Source organism: Arthrobacter sp. YAF34, assembly GCF_052113245.1.
Taxonomy (GTDB): Bacteria; Actinomycetota; Actinomycetes; order Actinomycetales; family Micrococcaceae; genus Arthrobacter.
In genome coordinates this window covers 225,914-241,764 of sequence record NZ_JBFRCV010000007.1, presented here as the reverse complement: position 1 = coordinate 241,764, position 15,851 = coordinate 225,914, and the positions used below count along the sequence as shown (strand labels likewise).

The following is a 15,851-nucleotide window of genomic DNA, read 5'->3' as shown; positions in this document are numbered from 1 at the left end:
GGACAAGGATGCCTCTACCAGTAGGAGTCAGGCGGGCATTACGGTGGACCATGAAGACCTCTTAGTCGTTCGGTGTGTGTGGTAACCACCAACCTAAGAGGTCTTCACCCTTTCAACATGTAACCAACGTCCTGGCCGAGTACACCTAGGCCCGGCGGAAGGCGCGCCGCGGGCCTGAGACGGCGTTGGCGCACCCGTTTGACGAAGATGGCCGGAATGGGACCTCCCATTCCGGCCATCTTCGTCATTCCGGCGAGCGACGGGCTTCAATCCGGAATGCCGGCGTCGACCGGCGTCGACCCGGGGTGCCGGGCTTGGACTCGGACGGGTGCCGGGGTTCAATCCGCTGAGTGTTCCGCGGCTTACAGCGCCTTCCACTCGTCCGCGAGCATGGCGTACACCACCTCCGTGGCCCATTCGCCCTTGTAGTGCCACTTGTCCACCTGCCGCGATTCCAGGCGCATGCCGAGCCGTTCGCACAGCGCCGCCGAGGAAGTGTTCAAGGCATCCAGCTTGGCGTCGATGCGGTGGAACCCCAGGTCCTCGAACCCAAGCTTGAGCAGCGCCCGGGCGGCCTCGCTGGCGATGCCCCGTCCCCTCGCCTCCGGCGCCAGGCTCCAGCCGATCTCGGCCTGCCCGCACCCCTCCAGCCACTTGAGCACCACCTCGCCAAGCAGCCCGGGTGAATCCGCGGCCTCGATGGCCAGCGCCACCCAGTCGCCCTCCTTCTCGAACTCGAAGTTGGCGTACCGTCCCACGGTCTCCATCGACTGGGTCAGGCTTTTGGCCTCGCGGGGCAGGAAGCGCGCGGTTTCGGGCAGTGAGTGGTAGGCGTGGAAGGCGTCGAGGTCGGTGGCCTCGAACCGGCGCAGGACCAGCCGCTCGGTGCGGATGGGCAGGGGTGGGAGGGGCCTGGGTTCGGTCATGTCCCCAACGCTACCCATCGACTGCTCCGCAGGCGCCGTTTTGGGCCGCCAAAAGGGCACCTACGGAGCAACCGATGCCCGGGCGACGACGGCGGCCGTCGCCTCCGCGATCGCCCGCTCCTCGTCGGTGGGGACCACCAGGACAGGCAGGGCCGACGTCGCGGAGGAAATGATACGGGGTTCCTTGGACCGCTCCCGGTTCAGCCCGGCGTCGAGCTCCACGCCGAGAGCCCCGAGCCGCTGCGCCACGAGGCTGCGGAACTGGTGCGAGTTCTCGCCGATCCCGGCCGTGAACACCAGGGCCTTCGCGCCGCCGACGGCCACGTGGTACCCGCCGATGTACTTCGCGAGCCGGTACGACGCGACGGCCAGGGCCATGGCCGCTTTGGCATCGCCGGCTTCCGCGGCTTCCACCACCGAGCGCATGTCATTGTTTCCGGCCAGGCCCTTGAGCCCCGACTGCCGGTTCAGCATCGAGTCCAGGTCCTCGGGAGACCAGCCGGCCCGGCCCAGGAAGACGAGGATGGAGGGATCGAGGTCGCCGGACCGGGTGCCCATGACCAGGCCCTCGAGGGGCGTGAAACCCATGGACGTGTCGATGGACTGGCCGCCGCGGACCGCGGTGACCGAGGCGCCGTTCCCAAGGTGGGCGATGACGGCGTCGAACTCCTCGACCGGAACATCCAGCAGCGCCGCCGCCCGGTGCGCCACGTACTCGTGGGAGGTGCCGTGGAAGCCGTAGCGGCGGATCCCGTGGTTCGTGTAGAGCTCGTCCGGCACCGCGTACCGCCAGGCGTGCTCGGGCAGGGTGCGGTGGAAAGCGGTGTCGAACACGGCCACCTGCGGCAGCTCCGGCCACTTCTTCGAGATCGCGCGGATGCCCAGGACGTTGGCGGGGTTGTGCAGCGGCGCGAGCGGGTTCAGCCGTTCGATGGCCCGGGTGATTTCATTGTTGACCAGCACCGGCTCGGCGAAGCGCTCCCCGCCGTGCACCACGCGATGGCCGACGGCGTCGAGCGCCCGGTCCCCCAGGGCCGCGTGGATGGCCGTGTCCACCAGCTCCAGCGCCTCGGCGTGGTCGCGCGGGCCCTCGATCTGGCCGTCACCCTCGCCGCCGGCACCCATCCCGATCTTCTCGATCAGGCCTTCGGTGAGCACACTGCCGGCCTCGACATCGCGCACCTGGTACTTGAGCGAGGACGAACCGGAGTTGATGACGAGCACGAGCATGGGGCCTCCTAAGCCTCGGCTTCGACGCTACCCGAGGGTGCGCCGGGACTGGCATCACGCCGGAGCCTGGCCGAGCGCTCCGTGGGATCCACTATAAATTGCCGGACTGGCAAGGACGCCCATCCGTTGCGAAAGCCGCGGCAGGCGCCTAGAGTCGGCGGATCAACTGGACAACTCACGAAGGGATCCCCATGACTGACGACGCGACCCAGCCAGACAGCACCCGGCCAGAGAGCACCGACCCGGCCAGCGGGTCCGGTAAGCCGGACCCCACCGGCGTCGAAGGCGCCAACCCGGCCCTGGACGACACGGGAAAGTTCAAGGCCGCAGAGGTCGGAGAAGCCGCCGAGGCCCCGGAGAACCCGCAGGACCTGGATCTCACGCCGGCGGGCCTGTCCGATGAGCCCGCCAAGCAGGAAGATCCCGACAGCCCGGCGAAGCCCGAAAACAGCTGACTATGCATGGGCAGCCGCGCGTGCCGGCGCGGTGGCAGCCGCTGCGGATTGCGCCTGGACGGCGGTGATGGCCACCGTGTTCACGATGTCCTCCACGGTGCAGCCGCGGGAAAGGTCATTGACGGGCTTGCGGAGCCCCTGCAGGACAGGCCCGACGGCGACCGCCCCCGAGGACTGCTGCACGGCCTTGTAGGTGTTGTTGCCGGTGTTGAGGTCCGGGAAGATGAACACGGTGGCCTGCCCGGCGACGGTCGAGCCGGGCATCTTGGACTGGGCAATCGCGGCGTCCACCGCGGCGTCGTACTGGATAGGGCCCTCGACGGCGAGATCCGGGCGGCGGGCCTTGACGGCTTCGGTGGCCTGCCGGACTTTGTCCACCGCTTCCCCGGTCCCGGAGCCGCCCGTCGAGTAGGACAACATGGCCACCCGCGGCTCCACGCCGAACTGGGCTGCGGTCTCGGCCGAGGCCAGCGCGATGTCCGCCAGCTGTTCCGCGTTCGGATCCGGATTCACCGCGCAATCGCCATAGACCAGCACCCGGTCCGGCATCAGCATCAGGAACACCGAGGAGACGATCTTGACCCCGTCGCGCGTCTTGACGAACTCCAGCGCGGGCCGGATCGTGTGCGCGGTGGTGTGGGCGGCACCGGACACCATGCCGTCCACCGCTCCCAGCTGCACCATCATGGTGCCGAAATAGCTCCCGTCCAGCATGACTTCCAGCGCCCGGGCGAGGTCGACGCCCTTGTGCGCCCGCAGCTCCGCGTACTTCTCCGCAAACTGCTGACGCAGCTCCGACGTCGCGGGGTCCACAATGCTCATGCCCGAAAGGTCGATGCCCTGGGTGGACGCCAGCTCCCGGACCTCCGACTCGTTGCCCAGGATGGTGAGGTCGCAGACGTCACGCCGGTGCAGAATCTCGGCGGCACGCAGGATCCGCACGTCATTGCCCTCCGGGAGCACGATGTGCCGGCGCTGCAACCGGGCCCGCTCAATGAGGTCGTGCAGGAAACGCAGCGGCGTCATCCGTTCCGGCCGCGGCAGGTGCAGCCGCTCCAGCAGCTCGGCCTCGTCCACCCGCTTGGCCCACAGGCCCAGGGCGGAGGCCACCTTGCGGCGGTGCCCGGACCAGATCTCGCTCCGCACCTCGGAGACCCGCTTGGCCGTCACGTAGGTGTCGTCCGGGGCGGCAAAGATCGGGAACGGCGCCTGCGCCAGCAGCGAGTAGATGGTGGGATCCGGGGCCAGGCCGCCGGTCAGGATCAGCGCGGACGGGACCGGGAACTCGGGCGAGAACGACGACGCCAGGCAGGCGACAAGCACGTCCGCCCGGTCGCCGGGAACGATCACCAGGGCGCCGTCGTCGAGCACATGCAGGAAGTTGGCGACGTTCATGGCCGCCACCTTGACCGAATGCACGTCACGTTCCAGGTCCGGCAGCCCGGCCACCTGGCCAAGGCCAAGCGCCGAGGCGACCTCGCCGGTGGTCGGCCTGGCGATCGCCTCCAGCTCCGGCAGGACGTACACGGGCCGGCCCGAGGCGCCGGGACGCACGGCCGCGGCAATGGCCTCCAGGTCCTCCGGGTCCGCCCGGTTCACCATGATCGCCAGGAGCGTGCAGCGTTCGGCGAGGAGTTCCTTCCGGGCCACCTCGACGGCGTCGGCCGCCTCCGCGACGGTCCGGCCCTTCGCGCCCACCACGGCCACGATGGAGGCGGCCAGGTTGTTCGCGAGGCGGGCGTTGAGATCGAATTCGACGGCGGCATCCTGGCCGGTGAGGTCCGTCCCCTCCACGATCACCACGTCGCAGTGCCGTGACATCTCGGCGAAGATCTCCACGCAGCGGGCGTCGATCTCCGCCCTGTTTCCCTCGGCCAGCAGCCCCCGGACCTCGGCAAACGTCAGGCCGCCGCGGCAGCGCTGGTCGTCAAGGTCGAACCGGGCCTTCATCAGTGCAACCATCGGGTCCGCCGCGGCGTCGTTGCCGTGAACCACGGGCTTGAAGAAGCCGATCCGGTCCGCGTGCCGGTGCAGCGTGTCCGCCAGCCCCAGCGCAACGAGCGACTTCCCGGATCCCGGTGTGGTCGCGCTGACATATATCCCCTTGGCCATGATCCGCCCTTAGGTCGTGTCGTGGTGGTGCTCCGTGCCTCCATACTTTCACTTGTTGCCGGTTTCTCCATGCGGCAGCCGGCGGCTAGCGGGAGGCGCGGCGCCGAAATGTGTCCCGAGGACGGGCGCAGGGGTCCCCGACTCTTGACAGAAGGCACCGAAATGGGATTACCTAATGAACATTCGGTAAATAAAGCTGGAGGCAACGACGCATGGCTGAACTGACAATTTCCGGTGACATCCACCCCATTCTCAAAGACGACTACGCCTCGGAATGGATGGGCATCGAAGTTGTGGCCCTGGACGACGGCCATGCCACGATCCGCATGACGCTCCGGCAGGAAATGCTCAATGGCTTCGGCATGGCGCACGGCGGAATGATCTTCGCCTTCGGCGACACCGCCTTCGCACTGGCCTGCAACCCCGCCAAGCCGAAACCCGGCGAAGCCGCGATCGACCCGGGCACCATCACGGTAGCCTCCGGCGTCGATATCAACTTCCTCAAACCGGCCTTCCGCGGCCAGGTCCTCACCGCCGTCGCCAACCGCCGCGCTAGCACCGGACGCAGCGGCCTCTACGACATCCAGATCTACGCCGCCGATCCCGTCGAGCGCGCCGCAGCTCCCGTTCAGAGCGAACTCGTTGCCGAGTTCCGCGGCCGCAGCCGCACCATCTCCAAGAAATAGAAACAGGGAACCCCAGATGACCCAAGAAACCGTCGCGCCCACCAGTGATGCCGTCCTGGACCGCGAAGAAACCATCTCCCGCGACGAGCTCGAGGCGCTGCAGCTCAGCCGCCTGCAGCACACCGTGGCCTACGCCTACGACCGCGTCCCCCTGTACAAGCGGAAGTTCGACGAGGCCGGCGTCCACCCCACGGACCTCCGTGAGCTCTCGGACCTCGGCAAGTTCCCCTTCACCACCAAGGAAGACCTGCGCCTGGAGTACCCCTTCGGCATGTTCGCCGTGCCGCAGCACGAGGTCGCCCGGATCCACGCCAGCTCCGGCACCACCGGCCGCGCCACCGTGGTGGGCTACACCAAGAAGGACCTGGCCGACTGGGCTAAGCTCGTCGCCCGTTCGCTCCGTGCGTCCGGCGTCCGGCCCGGCATGAAGGTCCACAACGCCTACGGCTACGGCCTGTTCACCGGCGGCATGGGCGCCCACGCCGGCGCGGAGGCCCTCGGCTGCACCGTCATCCCGATCTCCGGCGGCCAGACCGAGCGCCAGATCACGCTCATTCAGGACTTCAAGCCCGACGCCATCCTGGCCACCCCCACGTACCTGCTGACCATCGCCGACGCCATGATGAAGCAGGGCATCGACCCGGCCTCCACGTCGCTGAAGTACGCGGTCCTGGGCGCCGAGCCGTGGACCGAGGAAATGCGGCACGAGCTCGAGACCACCATGAACCTCAAGGCCTGCGACATCTACGGCCTCTCCGAGGTCATGGGCCCGGGCGTCGCCGGCGAGGCCGTGGAGACCCAGGACGGCAGCCACATCTGGGAGGACCACTTCCGGCCCGAGATCATCGATGCCTTCGACCCCACGGTGGTGCTGGGCGACGGCGAACCGGGCGAACTGGTGTTCACCTCGCTCACCAAGGAAGCCCTGCCGATCATCCGGTACCGCACCAAGGACCTCACCCGGCTGCTGCCGGGCACCGCGCGCCCGGCGCACCGTCGCATGGGCCGCATCACCGGCCGCAGCGATGACATGATCATCCTGCGCGGGGTGAACCTGTTCCCGTCGCAGATCGAGGAAATCGCCCTGCGCATCCCCGAGCTCAGCCCGCACTTCCAGCTGGAACTCACGCGTCCCGAGGGCCACCGGATGGACCAGATGACCGTCAGGATCGAGCGCCGCGAGACCGTCACCGTGGAGACCGGCGTTGCCGCCGCCAAGGTCCTGCAGCAGCAGATCAAAATCCACGTCGGCTCCTCCTGCATGGTCGACGTCGTCGAGCCCGGCTCGCTGGAGCGGTCCAACGGCAAACTGCGCCGGATCTACGACATGCGTCCCAAGGGCTGAACCGGCCCCGCCTGTTCAGCCATCTGGCCGGCCCGGCCGGCGTGTCCTTCGAGGTCAGGCCGGCCGGGCTGGCTGACCGTTCATGAGAAACTAGCGAGTATGCCCACCTCAGCAACCACCACCAAGCGCGGCCGTCCCGGCTATGACCAGCAATCGGTCCTGCTGATCGCCGTCGACGTCTTCAACCGCCACGGCTACGACGCCACGTCCATGGGCATCCTCGCCGAGAACCTGGGCATCTCCAAGTCAGCGATCTATCACCACGTGCCGTCCAAGGGCGATCTGCTCAAGCTCGCGCTGGACCACGCCCTGGGCGGCCTCGAGGCCATCCTGGACCGGCCCGAGGCGCAGACCGGCTCCGCCGAGGCCCGGCTGGAGTTCGTGGTCCGCGAGACCATCTCGGTGCTGGTGGAACGGCTGCCGTTCGTCACGCTGCTGCTGCGGCTGCGCGGCAACACCGAGATCGAGCGGAACGCGCTGGAGCGCCGGCGCACCTTCGACCACAAGGTTGCAGCCCTCATCTCCGCCGCCCGCGACGAAGGCTCGTTGCGCCAGGACATCGACCCCCGCACCGTCACCCGCCTGTTGTTCGGCACCATCAACTCGATCGTCGAGTGGTACAAGCCCGGCGGCTCGCTGTCCCCGGAGAAGCTGGCCGACGACGTCATCACCATGGCGTTCCACGGCCTTCACGTTCCCAGCTAGCCGCGCCCGGGCCTGCCGTGCGCATGGCAGGGAACGCATTGACGCTTTGCGGCACCGCGGCCAGTCTTGGAGCATGGCCACAAGACTCTCCCGGGTGCTCTTCGGAGCCTTCCCGCAGCTGCGTTACGAACCGACGGCCAAACGGATCAGGGCACGTGCTACCGGCCACACAGTCGTAGACACCCTGAATGCCTATCTGGTCTGGGAACCGCGCCGGATCACGCCGGTCTTCGCCGTGCCGGAGGCCGAACTCAGCGCAGAGCTGGCGCCGCCGTCGCTGCCCGCCCCCGCCGTGGAGGAACACGCCGCGAGCATCCGCCCGGACGTTCCGCCGGGATTCGACCCGAGGACCAGTTTCCACAAGCACACCGCGCCCGGTGAGGAACTCGACGTCGTAACACCGGCGGCCACCGTTCGCCGGGCGGCCTTCCGGCCCGACGACCCGGACCTGGCCGGCTATGTGATTCTGGATTTCGGCAGCTTTGAATGGCTCGAGGACGATGAGGAGATCGTCGGCCACCCCCGGGACCCGTTCCACCGGGTGGACATCAGGGCGTCCTCCGTCCCGGTGGAAGTCGCCCTCGACGGCGTGACGCTGGCCCGCACGAACGGAGCGCAACTGCTCTACGAGACCATGCTCCCGGTCCGGTACTACATCCCGCCGGCGGACGTGCGGCTGGACCTCTTGCAGGAGAGCCCCAAGCGGACCGTGTGCCCGTATAAGGGCCAGGCCAGCTACTGGAGCTATCCTGCCTCAGAACAGGGCGGCAACATCGCATGGAGCTACGACCGGCGCTTCCGCGATGCCGCCCAGATCCATGGGCTCATCAGTTTCTTCAACGAACGGGTCGATCTGACGGTCAACGGCGCGCTCCAGCCCCGCCCGGTGACGCCTTGGTCCCGGCCAGACTGACCGTGGCACCGCGGCACAGCGCGTGTAGTTGGTGATCTTTCACCCGCATTGGGTGAAGACTGCCCCCGCCGGAAGCCCTAGCTTGGAGAACATGTGATGGACCAGCCTCTATCGCTTGTGAGACCGCACTCATGGCTCCCGCCGTCTAGCGGGCGGCCAGCGGAAGGAGGATGGATGCTCCACCTTTACACGTCGGCCCCATCTGGAAGAAGGACATTCGGGATGACCCGGATCGTCACAAACGCACCGGGTTGCCGGGTATGAGCGTGCCTGCCGCATCGCCGCCCAGCATCGATCCGGTCGCCGTGATGCGTTCCAGGCCGTACATTGCCGCGCTCCTGCTGGCAGCGGTCTTGGGCGTTCCCATCTCGATCATTGCCTACGGTTTTCTCGCCTTTGTCGCCGCGGTCCAACGGTTCATCTTCGCCAGCCTGCCGAATCAGGTCCTCGGGGGTCCTGCCCCTGCGTGGTGGCCAGTTCCGTGGCTGGTGCTGTGCGGGCTGTTGACGGCATTGACCATCCGGTATCTGCCGGGAACCGGCGGCCACTCACCCGCTTTCGGGTTCAAGACTGGCGGCGGTCCGCCCAGCGGTCGGGAGCTCGTGGGCATCGTTCTCGCGGCACTGACCACGCTCAGCCTCGGTGCGGTGCTCGGACCCGAGGGTCCGCTGATCGCGATCGGTGGCGGCCTCGGGGCGCTGGCCGTGCACCTGGTGAAGAAGGACGCCCCGCCGATGGCCCTGACGATCATGGCCTCGGCTGGCAGCTTCGCAGCGATCAGTACCCTGCTCGGGTCTCCCGTGCTCGGCGCGTTCCTGATCATGGAGGCCGCCGGAATCGGGGGAATGACGCTGAGCCTGATGGCCCTGCCCGGACTGCTCGCTTCCGGCGTCGGGGCGCTGGTGTTCGTCGGCCTCGACGGCTGGACCGGGCTGGGCAGCTTCTCGCTGGCGCTGCCCGTCGTGCCGCCTGCAGTGCCGCCGACCCTGGCGACGCTGGGCTGGGCGGTAATCATGGGCGTCGTCGGCGCGCTGTTGGGATGGTTGATCCGCTGGGTCGGGCTCTCACTTCGTCCGGTCGTGCACCTGAACCGGATGTTGGTGACCTCCGGGCTCGGCCTGCTGATCGGTCTTGCCGCGATGGCCTACCAGTTGATCTCTGGGAACAGCTTCACGCAGGTCTTGTTTTCGGGACAGGACGCCCTTCCGGATCTGGTCGAACACGCCACGGACTACTCGCTTGCCGTGCTGGTCCTGCTGATCGCTTGTAAGGCCTTGGCCTACGGGCTCTCGCTGAGCGCTTTTCGTGGTGGGCCGGTGTTCCCTTCGATGTTCATCGGTGCGGCGCTCGGTATTGCCGCGAGCGGGTTGCCCGGAATGAATCTCGCGGCAGGGCTCGGCATGGGCATGGGAGCCATGTGCGCAGCCATGCTACGGCTGCCGCTGACGTCGACGCTGCTGGCCACACTGTTGCTGGGGGTGGACGGTGTGGCGGTAACACCGCAGGTGGTAGTGGCTGTGGCGGTGGCCTTCGTGATCTCCAACGTGCTCCCGACGCCGGGCCCGACGGCGTCCGTGGCGCCTGATGATGTCGGGCCCGTCCAGCATAGGGCTCCCTCGCGGGCCAACCATGCCCATGAGAGCGCGGGCCGCTTGACGGTGCGGGACCGGTGGATCGCCTCGTTGTTCATCATCGGCTCGAGCCTGTTCGCGTTGGGGGCGGTGCCGTCCTACGCCGAGGCCGTGGGATTGCGCTTCTGCGCAGTGACGTTCTTCGTCGGTTCGCTGTTCTTCACCTGTGCATCGTTCCTGCAGTATCGCGAAGCCGTTGACGCGCTCCCGTCCGCGGGTGCCACGCGGCGCCCTGCGTTTTGGGTGTGGGCGCCGTGGAATCTTGTCTGGCTCGCTGGCGCGATTCAACTTGCCGGCACGCTGTGGTTCAACTGGAGTACGGGAAACGCGTTGCGGGTCAATCTCAGTGCGGCACTGACCGACCAGCGGGTGTGGCGACCCGACGCTCTGGGCTCAGTCGCCTTCCTCATTTCCAGCGGTGTGGCGTTGCGCGATGCCGGCCGCGGCGTCATGACCGGCCGGCCCAGGCCTCGGGTATGGAAGATCGGCGTGATCAACATGGCCGGCTCTGTTGCGTTCGGCGTCTCGGCCGTCGCGGCGTTTGTCATACCGTCAAGCGGCGATGTCTGGAACGCCGACCTGTCCACCCTCGGCACGCTGGTGGGAGCCCTGTGCTTCCTCACCGGCGCGGTTCTGATGCTGAATCCAGAACCCGCCCACGCCCCGGTTCGTGCGGACCGGGGAGCTCATCCGTAATCCCTTTTCACCAGTCTCTAAAGGAGAAGTGATGTCAGTAAATTCCCAGCCGACGGATGCCGACGCGGCGCTGTTCGGCAACCGATTTGTCACCCAGGAGGTTCCGAGCCGGGAGTTCCCGGAGACCGGAATTCCTGCTCAGGATGCTTTGCGGCTGGTCTCGGAGGACCTGGCACTGGAGGGTGATCCGGCCCGGAACCTGGCGACCTTCGTCACGACCTGGATGGAGCCGCAGGCGCAGCAGATCATCGCCGCGAACTTGCACCGCAATTTCATCGACCACGCCGAATATCCCCGCACGGCCGAGATCGAGCAGCGCTGCATTCGGATGCTCGCCGACCTCTTCCACGCGCCCGGCGAAACGACGGGAGCCCGAACCCAGGGATCGTCCGAGGCGATCATGCTCGGCGGGCTGTCCCTGAAGTGGAACTGGCGCAAGCGTCGCGAGGCCGCCGGCGCATCGACGTCGAGCCCGAACCTGGTGTTCGGCGGCGACGTGCATGTCGTGTGGGAGAAGTTTTGCCGCTACTTCGACGTCGAGCCGCGGATCGTGCCCCTGCAGCCGGCGAAGTACACGATCGGCCCGGAGGACGTGGAGGCCCATATCGATGAGAACACCATCGGCGTCGCAGCCGTGCTGGGTACAACGTTCACCGGGCACAAAGACGACATCGTCGGCATCAACGACCTGCTGGTCCGGATCAAGGGTGAGCGAGGCCTTGATGTGCCGCTGCACGTGGACGGGGCCAGTGGGGGATTCGTCTGGCCCTTCCTGTACCCGGACTCCGAGTGGGACTTCCGGCTCGAGCAGGTCCGCTCGATCAATGTCTCCGGGCACAAGTTCGGACTGGTCTACCCCGGCATCGGCTGGCTGATCTTCCGGGAGAAGTCCGACCTGGCCAAGGACCTCGTCTTCGAGGAGAACTACCTCGGGAAAACCGACTCGACCTTCACCCTGAACTTCTCCACCGGCTCGGCGATGGTTCTCGCCCAGTACTACAACTTCGTGCGCTATGGTCGCGCCGGTTACACCTACATCATGCAGAACATGCAGACCAACGCCCGCGCCCTCGCCGAGAAGTTGGAGGCCATGGGCAGGTTCGAGATCATCGGCCCCGACGAGGAGCAACTTCCCCTGGTCGCGTTCCGGCTCGCCGCCGACACCGGGTACAACGAGTTCGACATTGCCTGGCAGCTCTCGGCCGAGCGCGGCTGGATGGTGCCGGCGTACACCCTGCCCCCGAACGCCCAGGACGTGACGATCATGCGGGCCCTGGTCAAGGAAACGATGAGCCGCGAGCACGTCGACACGCTCGCCCGGGACATCGAAGAGGCGTGCTCCACGCTGGCGAAGAAGGGCGGCGCGCACGAATCCGAACGAAAGAAGATTGTCACCGGACCCGGCCATTGAGCCAGCGCAGACCTTTAACCCAGCGCACGCTGATAACCCAGTGGAAACGCGGACGCTCCGGTCCCGGCAGGTTGCCGGCGAGCACCCGGCAACAGAGGGGGCGCCCCGCTGAGCCGGGGCGCCGCGCAACTGTCCACCCTGGTTGTCTCCCCCCGAGTTTCCAGGGCAGGATCCCGGAAGCCGCCACTCAGAGCTGGTAGTCGGCTGTCGTGGTGATGTTCTCGTGCACGCAAAGAATATTGTGCTCGGAGTCCATGAACCAGGCGCACTTCTCCGAATCCGTCGTACAAATGTGGTTCTCGGTCTTGAGATCGGGGAGATCGTAGTCCTGGAACGTGACGCCCCTGGCCTCCATCTCCCGGACCGTCCGCTCGATCTCGCTGACTTCAAAGCTCAGGGTGGTGTGCTCTGAGTGCATTCCATCCTTGACTGGCATCAGCTGCAGCATTGGGCCGCCCTCTGAGCCGAACATTTCGCTTCCGTCGTCCGCCACGCCACGGTGCGGGAGTCCCAACGTGTCCGCGTAGAAATGCCGGGCACGCTCTGCATCATCGACTGGCAGGACTGTTGTGGCTTTGCTGAGTACTAGGGACATTTGGCCACCTCCTACGAGCAAGATTTTACGCCGGAGCACGCCGGAAAGAGCCCGCCAATTGCTCCCCCTGACACGTGACGCTCCCTCACTTCCGGCAGCCATTTCGAAAACGCTCCCTCACTTCCGGCAGCCCAACAACGGACGCTACCGCATTACGTGCGGGAACGTCCGGACCGGAACTGCAGGACGTGCGGGAGCGTCTGGACGGGAACTGCAGGACGTGAGGGAGCGTCCGGAGGGGGCTACTTTTCGACGAGGGTGAGGACGTCGTAGGTCGCGACGATTTCGTCATCTTGGTTGGTGAGGACGGCGTCCCAGGCCACCTCGCCGTACTCGTCGGTCTCGCGCGGGGTGATCTTCTTGGCCGTGAGGGTCACCCGGATCGAGTCGCCCGCGGCCACGGGGGTGACGAAGCGCAGGTTCTCCAGCCCGTAGTTGGCCAGGACGGGACCCGGTGCGGGCTCCACGAACAGGCCGGCGGCCCAGCTGAGCAGGAGGTAGCCGTGCGCCACGATGCCCGGGAAGAACGGGTTGGCCGCGGCGGCTTCCTGGTTGGTGTGGGCGTAGAAGGTGTCGCCGGTGGAGTTGGCGAACTTGGTGATTTCCTCCAGCGAAACCTCGCGCAGTTCCGAGCGGATGGCGTCGCCGATGTGCAGCGTGGCCAGGGATTTCCGGAACGGGTGCTGGCCCTCGGTCTCGAGCGTGAAGTTGCGGTCCGCGCCGGTGTGCCAGACGCCGGTGACGGCGGTGAGCATGTTGGGCGAGCCCTGGATGGCGGTGCGCTGCATGTGGTGCATCACCGAGCGGATGCCGCCGAGCTCTTCGCCGCCGCCGGCGCGGCCGGGGCCGCCGTGGACCAGGTGCGGGACCGGGGAGCCGTGGCCGGTGGAGCTGCGAGCGTCCTCGCGGTTGAGCATGAGCACGCGCCCGTGGTGGGCCGCGATGCCGGTGACCAGCTGCTGCGCCACGGCGGGATCGTTCGTGCAGACCGAGGCTACGAGCGAGCCCCCGCCGCGCGCGGCGAGGCGGACGGCGTCGGCCAGGTCGGTGTAGCCGATCACCGAGGACACCGGGCCGAAGGCTTCGAGCGAGTGGACCTGCTCCGCTTCCGGGTTGGCCCAGCTCAGCAGGACCGGGGACATGAAGGCGCCGCCGTCGACGACGCCGACGCTACCGTCCGCGCTGGTGACCTTCGGCGCATCGAGCGTGCCGTACGCAAGCTCGCCGCCGGCGTCGAGCATGGTCTGGACGGCGGCCCGCACGTCGGCGAGCTGCTCGAGGGAGGCCAGGGCGCCCATCGTGACGCCCTCCGCACGGGGGTCGCCGAGCACGACGCGTTCGCGGATCCGCTCCCCCACCGCGGCAACGACGTCGGAGACCAGGTCCTGCGGGACGATCGCGCGGCGGATCGAGGTGCATTTCTGGCCGGCTTTGGCGGTCATCTCGGTGACGAGGGACTTGATGAAGGCGTCGAATTCCGCCGTGCCCTTGACGGCATCCGGGCCCAGGATCGCGGCGTTGAGCGAGTCGGTTTCGGAGGTGAAGCGGACGCCGCCCTTGACCACGTTGGGGTGGGACTTCAGCGTGTTGGCGGTTGAGGCCGAGCCGGTGAAGGCCACGAGGTCACGGTAGTCCAGGTGGTCCAGCAGCGTGCGGACTGAACCGGAAATGAGCTGCAGCGAGCCCTCGGGCAGGATGCCGGATTCGTCGATCGCCTTGACCACGGCCGCGGCCACGTAGCCGGTGGGTGTGGCCGGCTTCACGATCGTGGGGACGCCGGCGATGAAGGCCGGGGCAAGCTTCTCCAGCATGCCCCAGACCGGGAAGTTGAAGGCGTTGATCTGCACGGCCACGCCCGGAATGCGGGTATAAATGTGTTCGCCGGCGAACGAGCCGTCACGGGACAACACCTCCATGGGACCATCCACCACCACCTGGGCGTTGGGAAGCTCACGCCGGCCCTTGGACCCGAACGTGAAGAGCACGCCGATGCCGCCGTCGATGTCGATCATCGAGTCGATCTTGGTGGCGCCGGTCTGCGCCGAAAGTTCGTAGAACTCCTCGCGGCGGCCGTTGAGGTACTGGGCCAGTTCCTTCAGCTTGAGGGCGCGCTGGTGGAACGTCAGCTTCCCCAGTTCCGCCTGGCCGGTGGCGCGTCCATAGTCCACGACGGCGGCGAGGTCGAGCCCCTCGGTGCTCACCTTGGCCAGGAGTTCGCCGGTGCTGGCGTCCAGGACCGGCGCCGCGCCGGCCGCGGACGCGGCGTCGGGAGTCCACCAGGACCCGCGGATAAAGCTCGGGACGATCTCTACGGTGTCTACTGTGGGTGCGGCTGTGGCGGTCATCGTTGACGGGTCCTTCCAACGGGGAGCAAGATCAACACGGCCGGAACATTACTGACCGTCCGTTCGGTAATATGATCTAGAGTACATGAATGAGGCCTGCCGCACACTAGCCGCGGCGGCACTGACCGGCCGGGTCCTCGGCCGGCCGGCAGCAAAGGAGACGCTATGACGCCCGAGACCGGCAGCACCGAGTTGTGGAAGATCACCCTCGGCGAGCTCGACGAGAAGATGGGCGTGAAGATCGTCGAGGAGTCCGTGGACCGCGTGGTGGCGACCATGCCGGTGGAGGGCAACAGGCAGTCGTTCGGGCTCCTGCACGGCGGCGCCTCACTGGCCGTCGGCGAGGCCGTGGGGTCCTGGGCCGCCGTCATCCACGCCAGCACGCTGGGAAAGACCGCGGTAGGCGTTGACGTCTCGGCCACGCATCACAAGTCGGCGCGGGAAGGGACCATCACCATCACGGCAACCCCGATCCACCTCGGCGGCACGCTCACGACCCACGAGGTGCTGATCACGAACGAGCGCGGCCAGCGGCTGTGCACGCTGCGGATCACCAACCTGCTGCTGGACCGCAAGGCCTGACCGGGCCGGAAATCCCGCCGAAATCGCCGAAGCGACGCGGACCCGCCGTAACGGTCGGGCGACCGCAGAGCTTGCCGGCGAGGCCGGAGCCCGGAGACCGGAGCCGGAGCCGGAGCCGGAGCGCGAATACCTCGGCCTACCCCTTCGATGTAGGGCCGATCGGCCCGGAAGGCCCGGCACCCGGGCTGTTAGCGTGGAAGGGCTGAGTCACCCAGCACC

The 15,851-nt window shown here is 67.4% G+C and carries 13 protein-coding genes; 8 read left to right on the top strand and 5 right to left on the bottom strand.

Annotation, left to right across the window (positions count from 1 at the left end; all coding sequences use genetic code 11):
• Positions 1–362 precede the first annotated feature (362 nt).
• Complete coding sequence (locus tag AB4Y72_RS11110) at positions 363–926, bottom strand: GNAT family N-acetyltransferase (protein ID WP_441426212.1); 564 nt, start codon at positions 924–926, stop codon at positions 363–365.
• 60 nt (positions 927–986) lie between these two features.
• Positions 987–2,156 (bottom strand): acetate kinase, encoded by a 1,170-nt coding sequence (locus tag AB4Y72_RS11105; RefSeq protein ID WP_441426211.1) that lies wholly within the window; start codon positions 2,154–2,156, stop codon positions 987–989.
• Between the two features lie 191 nt (positions 2,157–2,347).
• On the opposite strand from AB4Y72_RS11105, the gene AB4Y72_RS11100 reads away from it, so the two are divergent.
• Positions 2,348–2,611 (top strand): hypothetical protein, encoded by a 264-nt coding sequence (locus tag AB4Y72_RS11100; protein ID WP_441426210.1) that lies wholly within the window; start codon positions 2,348–2,350, stop codon positions 2,609–2,611.
• Here the strand turns inward: AB4Y72_RS11100 and pta are convergent, their stop codons facing one another.
• Positions 2,612–4,723 carry a phosphate acetyltransferase gene (gene pta, locus AB4Y72_RS11095; protein ID WP_441426209.1) on the bottom strand — a complete coding sequence of 704 codons (2,112 nt, stop codon included), beginning with the start codon at positions 4,721–4,723 and terminating at the stop codon, positions 2,612–2,614.
• A gap of 212 nt (positions 4,724–4,935) precedes the next feature.
• Between pta and AB4Y72_RS11090 the strand changes: the two genes are divergently transcribed.
• The 6 genes from AB4Y72_RS11090 (at position 4,936) to AB4Y72_RS11065 (ending at position 12,110) form a co-directional block, all read left to right on the top strand.
• On the top strand, positions 4,936–5,409 hold the full coding sequence (locus tag AB4Y72_RS11090) for a hotdog fold thioesterase (protein WP_441426208.1): 474 nt from the start codon (positions 4,936–4,938) through the stop codon (positions 5,407–5,409).
• Positions 5,410–5,425: 16 nt separating this feature from the next.
• Positions 5,426–6,754 (top strand): phenylacetate--CoA ligase PaaK, encoded by a 1,329-nt coding sequence (paaK, locus tag AB4Y72_RS11085; protein ID WP_441426207.1) that lies wholly within the window; start codon positions 5,426–5,428, stop codon positions 6,752–6,754.
• Positions 6,755–6,853: 99 nt separating this feature from the next.
• A complete protein-coding gene (locus AB4Y72_RS11080; RefSeq protein ID WP_441426206.1) occupies positions 6,854–7,459 on the top strand; it encodes a TetR/AcrR family transcriptional regulator in 606 nt (201 codons plus the stop codon).
• A gap of 73 nt (positions 7,460–7,532) precedes the next feature.
• Complete coding sequence (locus tag AB4Y72_RS11075) at positions 7,533–8,372, top strand: DUF427 domain-containing protein (protein WP_441426205.1); 840 nt, start codon at positions 7,533–7,535, stop codon at positions 8,370–8,372.
• 353 nt (positions 8,373–8,725) lie between these two features.
• The gene (locus tag AB4Y72_RS11070; protein ID WP_441426204.1) at positions 8,726–10,699 is read left to right on the top strand and encodes a chloride channel protein; all 1,974 of its coding nucleotides are present in this window, start codon (positions 8,726–8,728) and stop codon (positions 10,697–10,699) included.
• 31 nt (positions 10,700–10,730) lie between these two features.
• Positions 10,731–12,110, top strand: coding sequence for a glutamate decarboxylase (locus AB4Y72_RS11065; RefSeq protein ID WP_441426203.1), 1,380 nt, complete (start codon positions 10,731–10,733; stop codon positions 12,108–12,110).
• Positions 12,111–12,297: 187 nt separating this feature from the next.
• Here the strand turns inward: AB4Y72_RS11065 and AB4Y72_RS11060 are convergent, their stop codons facing one another.
• Positions 12,298–12,705 carry a VOC family protein gene (locus tag AB4Y72_RS11060; protein WP_441426202.1) on the bottom strand — a complete coding sequence of 136 codons (408 nt, stop codon included), beginning with the start codon at positions 12,703–12,705 and terminating at the stop codon, positions 12,298–12,300.
• Between the two features lie 242 nt (positions 12,706–12,947).
• Positions 12,948–15,050, bottom strand: coding sequence for a phenylacetic acid degradation bifunctional protein PaaZ (gene paaZ, locus AB4Y72_RS11055; protein WP_441426201.1), 2,103 nt, complete (start codon positions 15,048–15,050; stop codon positions 12,948–12,950).
• A 165-nt stretch (positions 15,051–15,215) separates the two neighbouring features.
• On the opposite strand from paaZ, the gene AB4Y72_RS11050 reads away from it, so the two are divergent.
• The gene (locus AB4Y72_RS11050; RefSeq protein WP_441426200.1) at positions 15,216–15,632 is read left to right on the top strand and encodes a PaaI family thioesterase; all 417 of its coding nucleotides are present in this window, start codon (positions 15,216–15,218) and stop codon (positions 15,630–15,632) included.
• The last annotated feature ends 219 nt before the right edge of the window (positions 15,633–15,851 follow it).

Coding starts and splice junctions, on each gene's coding strand:
- paaK (WP_441426207.1), top strand. CDS start 5,426: ATGACCCAAGAAACCGTCGCGCCCACCAGTGATGCCGTCCTGGACCGC.
- AB4Y72_RS11065 (WP_441426203.1), top strand. CDS start 10,731: ATGTCAGTAAATTCCCAGCCGACGGATGCCGACGCGGCGCTGTTCGGC.
- paaZ (WP_441426201.1), bottom strand. CDS start 15,050: ATGACCGCCACAGCCGCACCCACAGTAGACACCGTAGAGATCGTCCCG.
- AB4Y72_RS11090 (WP_441426208.1), top strand. CDS start 4,936: ATGGCTGAACTGACAATTTCCGGTGACATCCACCCCATTCTCAAAGAC.
- AB4Y72_RS11075 (WP_441426205.1), top strand. CDS start 7,533: ATGGCCACAAGACTCTCCCGGGTGCTCTTCGGAGCCTTCCCGCAGCTG.
- AB4Y72_RS11105 (WP_441426211.1), bottom strand. CDS start 2,156: ATGCTCGTGCTCGTCATCAACTCCGGTTCGTCCTCGCTCAAGTACCAG.
- AB4Y72_RS11050 (WP_441426200.1), top strand. CDS start 15,216: ATGACGCCCGAGACCGGCAGCACCGAGTTGTGGAAGATCACCCTCGGC.
- AB4Y72_RS11110 (WP_441426212.1), bottom strand. CDS start 926: ATGACCGAACCCAGGCCCCTCCCACCCCTGCCCATCCGCACCGAGCGG.
- AB4Y72_RS11060 (WP_441426202.1), bottom strand. CDS start 12,705: ATGTCCCTAGTACTCAGCAAAGCCACAACAGTCCTGCCAGTCGATGAT.
- AB4Y72_RS11100 (WP_441426210.1), top strand. CDS start 2,348: ATGACTGACGACGCGACCCAGCCAGACAGCACCCGGCCAGAGAGCACC.
- AB4Y72_RS11080 (WP_441426206.1), top strand. CDS start 6,854: ATGCCCACCTCAGCAACCACCACCAAGCGCGGCCGTCCCGGCTATGAC.
- pta (WP_441426209.1), bottom strand. CDS start 4,723: ATGGCCAAGGGGATATATGTCAGCGCGACCACACCGGGATCCGGGAAG.